Origin of the sequence: Mesorhizobium sp. M5C.F.Ca.IN.020.29.1.1, assembly GCF_003997375.1 — a bacterium.
Classification (GTDB): Bacteria; Pseudomonadota; Alphaproteobacteria; order Rhizobiales; family Rhizobiaceae; genus Mesorhizobium; species Mesorhizobium wenxiniae.
In genome coordinates this window covers 1-4,727 of record NZ_RZSW01000500.1, presented here as the reverse complement: position 1 = coordinate 4,727, position 4,727 = coordinate 1, and the positions used below count along the sequence as shown (strand labels likewise).

The following is a 4,727-nucleotide window of genomic DNA, read 5'->3' as shown; positions in this document are numbered from 1 at the left end:
ATCGATGCCGGTGACGAGCTCGGTTACCGGGTGCTCGACCTGCAATCGCGTATTCATTTCAAGGAAATAGAAGTTCTTTTCGCTGTCGACGATGAACTCAACCGTGCCGGCGCTCTGATAGTCGACCGCCCTGGCCAGCGCCACCGACTGCTCGCCCATGGCTTTCCGGGTCTTGGCGTCGAGGAAGGGCGAAGGCGCCTCTTCGACGATCTTCTGGTTGCGGCGCTGGATCGAGCATTCGCGCTCGCCGAGATAAAGCGCGTTGCCATGCGCGTCGGCCAGCACCTGGATCTCGATGTGGCGTGGATTGACCACGAACTTCTCGATGAAGACGCGGTCGTCGCCGAACGAGCTTTTGGCCTCCGACCGCGCCCGGTCGAACCCGTCGCGCACCTCGGCCTTGCTCCAGGCGATGCGCATGCCCTTGCCGCCGCCACCGGCCGAGGCTTTGATCATAACGGGATAGCCGATCTCGCCGGCTATTTTCTCGGCATGACCGGCATTCTCGATGACGCCAAGCCAGCCGGGTACCGTCGACACGTTTGCAGCATTGGCGAATTTCTTCGATTCGATCTTATCGCCCATCGCCCTGATCGCTTTGGGTTTCGGGCCGATGAAGATGATGCCTTTTTTCTCCAACGCTTCACAGAATGATGCACGTTCGGACAAAAACCCGTAGCCGGGATGCACGGCTTCAGCACCCTTCGCCTTGCAGGCGGCGATGATATTCTCCGGCACCAAATAGCTCTGCGCGGCCGGCGAAGGCCCGATATGCACAGCCTCGTCGGCCATCTCGACATGGACAGCGTCGCGATCGGCATCCGAATAGACCGCGACGGTGGCGACGCCCATCTTGCGCGCCGTCTTGATAACGCGGCAGGCGATCTCGCCGCGATTGGCGATCAGAATTTTTGCGAACATGCGGGTTTTATTCCCTCGGCTTTCTTTCTTTGATGGGCTTCGCCCGGCCGGTCAAGGCAAGTTGGCGCATATCCCGGGCGCAAGTCGGCTGACACCGACCAAAACCCGGCCACGAACTGTCAATTCGTCCCATAGTCCAGAACCTGCAGATACGCTAATGCTCGGCCTCGATTGCAGATTTTGCCCTGAGAGGAGATTCCCGATGAAAACCCGTGCCGCTGTGGCAGTCGCTGCCGGAAAGCCGCTGGAGATCCTGGAGGTCGACCTCGACGGCCCGCGCAACGGCGAGGTGCTGGTCGAGATCAAGGCGACCGGCATCTGCCACACCGACGAATTCACGCTGTCGGGCGCCGATCCGGAAGGCCTGTTTCCGGCGATCCTCGGCCATGAGGGTGCAGGCATCGTCGTCGATGTCGGCAAGGGCGTCACCTCGGTCAAGAAGGGCGACCACGTCATCCCGCTCTACACGCCGGAATGCCGGCAATGCCCGTCCTGCCTGTCCAGGAAAACCAATCTGTGCACCGCGATCCGCGCCACGCAGGGGCAAGGCCTGATGCCGGACGGCTCGTCGCGCTTCTCGATCGGCAATGACAAGATCTTCCACTACATGGGCTGCTCGACCTTCTCCAACTTCACCGTGCTGCCCGAGATCGCGCTCGCCAAGGTCAATCCCGACGCGCCCTTCGACAAGATCTGCTACATCGGCTGCGGCGTTACCACTGGCATCGGCGCGGTGATCAACACGGCCAAGGTCGAGATCGGCGCCACGGCCGTCGTCTTCGGCCTCGGCGGCATCGGCCTCAACGTCATCCAGGGCCTTCGCCTTGCCGGCGCCGACATGATCATCGGCGTCGACCTGAACAACGACAAGAAGGAATGGGGCGAGAAATTCGGCATGACGCATTTCGTCAATCCGAAGGAGATCGATGGCGACATCGTGCCCTATCTCGTTAACTTGACCAAGCGCGGCGCCGACCAGATCGGCGGCGCCGACTACACGTTCGACTGCACCGGCAGCACCAAGGTGATGCGGCAGGCCCTGGAAGCATCGCACCGCGGCTGGGGCAAGTCGGTCGTCATCGGCGTAGCTGGCGCCGGCCAGGAGATCTCGACGCGGCCGTTCCAGCTGGTCACCGGACGCACCTGGATGGGTACCGCCTTCGGCGGCGCGCGCGGCCGCACCGACGTGCCAACGATCGTCGACTGGTACATGGACGGCAAGATCGAGATCGACCCGATGATCACCCACACGCTGAAGCTGGAGGACATCAACAAGGGTTTTGACCTGATGCATCAGGGCAAGAGCATCAGGAGCGTGGTGGTTTACTAGGTAAGGAGGTTCAAATTCGCGTTCGTATTGCCGTTCGCAGTCACCGCGAAGTTAATCAGGCACTCCCATGAATCCTGAGACTCTCAAGAATTGGAGACTGAAGCTCCGGAACGGGCGGATGAAGACAGCGTTCCGTCACTTCACGGTTCTGGCCGAGGGCGAGGTTGTATCTCCCAATGAGGACTTTGAAACAGAGCCCGGGCCGGCTTCCTTTGGAATGAAAGTTTGGGCGTCGGACGCGGATCAAGCGATCGATATGATACGCACCATCGGCCAACACATTGGTTTCTCCTCCACTGGAAGAATTTACGTCTATGACACTGAGCCCACTGAGCCGCCCGGCACCGAGCCGCGCGGCTACGAGCTGAAATTCACGCCGTATGAACACGACTAACATCAACCAAGAACGAAGCCGCCTACAGATTCTCGTCGATGCCGATGCCTGTCCGGTGAAGGCTGAGGTCGAGAAAGTCGCCGAGCGCCATGGCATCGTCGTCACCTTCGTCTCCAATGGCGGCCTGCGCCCGTCGCGCGATCCGATGATCCGCAACGTCGTCGTTTCCAAGGGCGCCGACGCGGCGGACGACTGGATCGTCGACAATGCCAAGCCCAACGACATTGTGGTGACAGCCGACATCCCGCTTGCCGCCCGCACGGTGGCACTCGGCGCCCACGTGCTTGGGCCGACCGGGCGCCCGTTCACGCCGGAAACGATAGGCATGGCGGTGGCCATGCGCGACCTCAAGCAGCATCTGCGCGAGACCGGCGAGAGCAAGGGCTACAATGCCGGTTTCGCGCCGCAGGACCGCTCACGGTTTCTCGGCGAGCTCGACCGCATCTTGCGGCGTGCGCTGAAATCCGCCGCACCGGGCTAGCGCTTTGAACCGGAGATCGCGCAGCAAAATCGGGAATCGATCTTCGGCATCATGGGCACAGTCAAAAGTGTTATAATGTCCGAGTCTTAAAAGACGAGCGGCGTAAGACGGACCGCCATCAGAGGCCGGGCCATGACGACCGAGATGCCCCTGAAGAAACCACTTCACCGCCACATGCAGTTCGCGGTGTCGGCCTGCATCGGTGTAGTGGCGCTGGCGATCGCGCTGCTCTTGCGCACTCCGCTCGCCTTTTCGATTGGCGCCAATGCGTTTTTCGCCGCCTACACCGTCATCGTCGTCGCCCAGATGCCGCTGCTCACCGACCGCTATCTGAGCAAGAATGCCCGCGCCACCGACCAGCCGGTGCTGGTCATCTTTGGCGTGACGCTGATTGTCGTCGCCGTCGCCATCATCTCGTTGTTCCAATTGATCAATCGCGAGCGCAGCGCGCATCCTGTCGAACTCACCTTCGCGCTGCTGTCGATCCCGCTCGGCTGGTTCACCATCCACGCCATGACGGCGCTGCACTACGCCCATGTTTACTGGCTGAACGATGAAGAGACCGACCCCGGCAGCAAAGCGAAGCAGAGAAAGCCCGTCGGCGGCCTCGTGTTTGCGGGTAAGGAGCGGCCGGACGGCTGGGATTTCCTCTATTTCTCGACCACCGTCGGCATGACTTCACAAACCTCCGATACCGCGGTTTCGACCACGCAAATGCGTCGCATCGTGCTCTTGCATTCGATCGTGTCGTTCTTTTTCAATACAGTGATCGTCGCCGCCGCGGTCAACCTCGCCGTTAGTCTCGGGAGCCGGTAGTACCAGGCAGGCCGTAATAATTTTGTGATCGGATGAAACATCGCTTTGGCTGGCAACGTATTGGGAGGAGAACGATCGGAAAGGCCGACTGAGCGGCCGGAAGGACGCGAAAAAATGGAATCGGTTGTCGTGAGCCAATCCACCGTCGGGCCAGATACTGCCGCGCCGAAGGACGCAACGCTGATCTACCGGCAGTCGCGCTGGACTCGGCTGACGCACTGGCTCTGGGCCATCTCGCTGTTCTTCATGCTACTTTCCGGCCTGCAGATCTTCAACGCCCGCCCTCAGCTCTATATCGGCAAGGAGTCGGGATTCGCATACAACAACACCATCTTCGCTATCGGCGCCGAGAACACCGCAAACGGTCCGCGCGGCTACACCGAAATCTTCGGCAAGCGCTTCGATACGACCGGTGTGCTCGGCTGGTCGGGGCCGGCGGGTCGGGAGACGTCCCGCGCCTTCCCATCCTGGGCGACGATCCCCTCCTACTACGACCTCGGCACCGCCCGCGTCGTCCATTTCTTCTTCGCCTGGATACTGACCACGACACTGGTCGTCTGGCTGGTCGCCAGCCTGATCAACGGCCATCTGCGCCGCGATCTTGCCCCGCGCATCGACGATCTCAGGCGCTTGCCGCGAGACATCACCGATCATGCCAGGCTCAAGTTCCACCACAGGCGCGAGTACAATACGCTGCAGAAGATCGCCTATGGCGGCGTCATGTTCGTGCTACTGCCGCTGATGATCATCACCGGCCTTGCCATGTCGCCGAGCATGAACGCGGT

6 protein-coding genes are annotated in these 4,727 nt (G+C 61.0%); 5 read left to right on the top strand and 1 reads right to left on the bottom strand.

All coding sequences use genetic code 11. From position 1 onward, the window contains the following. The coding region (locus EOA85_RS28140; RefSeq protein ID WP_127211943.1) for a biotin carboxylase N-terminal domain-containing protein at positions 1-921 on the bottom strand (921 nt) is incomplete at its 3' end. 202 nt (positions 922-1,123) lie between these two features. Here EOA85_RS28140 and EOA85_RS28135 point away from each other — a divergent pair. From EOA85_RS28135 to EOA85_RS28115, 5 genes are all read left to right on the top strand, one after another. Beyond that, the gene (locus EOA85_RS28135) at positions 1,124-2,251 is read left to right on the top strand and encodes an S-(hydroxymethyl)glutathione dehydrogenase/class III alcohol dehydrogenase (protein WP_127211942.1); all 1,128 of its coding nucleotides are present in this window, start codon (positions 1,124-1,126) and stop codon (positions 2,249-2,251) included. 118 nt (positions 2,252-2,369) lie between these two features. Then, on the top strand, positions 2,370-2,645 hold the full coding sequence (locus EOA85_RS28130; RefSeq protein ID WP_127211941.1) for a hypothetical protein: 276 nt from the start codon (positions 2,370-2,372) through the stop codon (positions 2,643-2,645). Then, entirely contained in the window at positions 2,632-3,126 is a 495-nt protein-coding gene (locus EOA85_RS28125; protein ID WP_127211940.1) for a YaiI/YqxD family protein, read from the top strand. Before EOA85_RS28130 ends, EOA85_RS28125 begins: the two co-directional genes overlap by 14 nt. 132 nt (positions 3,127-3,258) lie before the next feature. Next, a complete protein-coding gene (locus EOA85_RS28120) occupies positions 3,259-3,942 on the top strand; it encodes a DUF1345 domain-containing protein (protein ID WP_127211939.1) in 684 nt (227 codons plus the stop codon). A 114-nt stretch (positions 3,943-4,056) separates the two neighbouring features. Continuing rightward, positions 4,057-4,727, top strand: a 671-nt coding sequence (locus tag EOA85_RS28115) for a cytochrome b/b6 domain-containing protein (RefSeq protein ID WP_164759931.1), incomplete at its 3' end; no start/stop codon positions are given.

Coding starts and splice junctions, on each gene's coding strand:
- EOA85_RS28130 (WP_127211941.1), top strand. CDS start 2,370: ATGAAGACAGCGTTCCGTCACTTCACGGTTCTGGCCGAGGGCGAGGTT.
- EOA85_RS28125 (WP_127211940.1), top strand. CDS start 2,632: ATGAACACGACTAACATCAACCAAGAACGAAGCCGCCTACAGATTCTC.
- EOA85_RS28135 (WP_127211942.1), top strand. CDS start 1,124: ATGAAAACCCGTGCCGCTGTGGCAGTCGCTGCCGGAAAGCCGCTGGAG.
- EOA85_RS28120 (WP_127211939.1), top strand. CDS start 3,259: ATGACGACCGAGATGCCCCTGAAGAAACCACTTCACCGCCACATGCAG.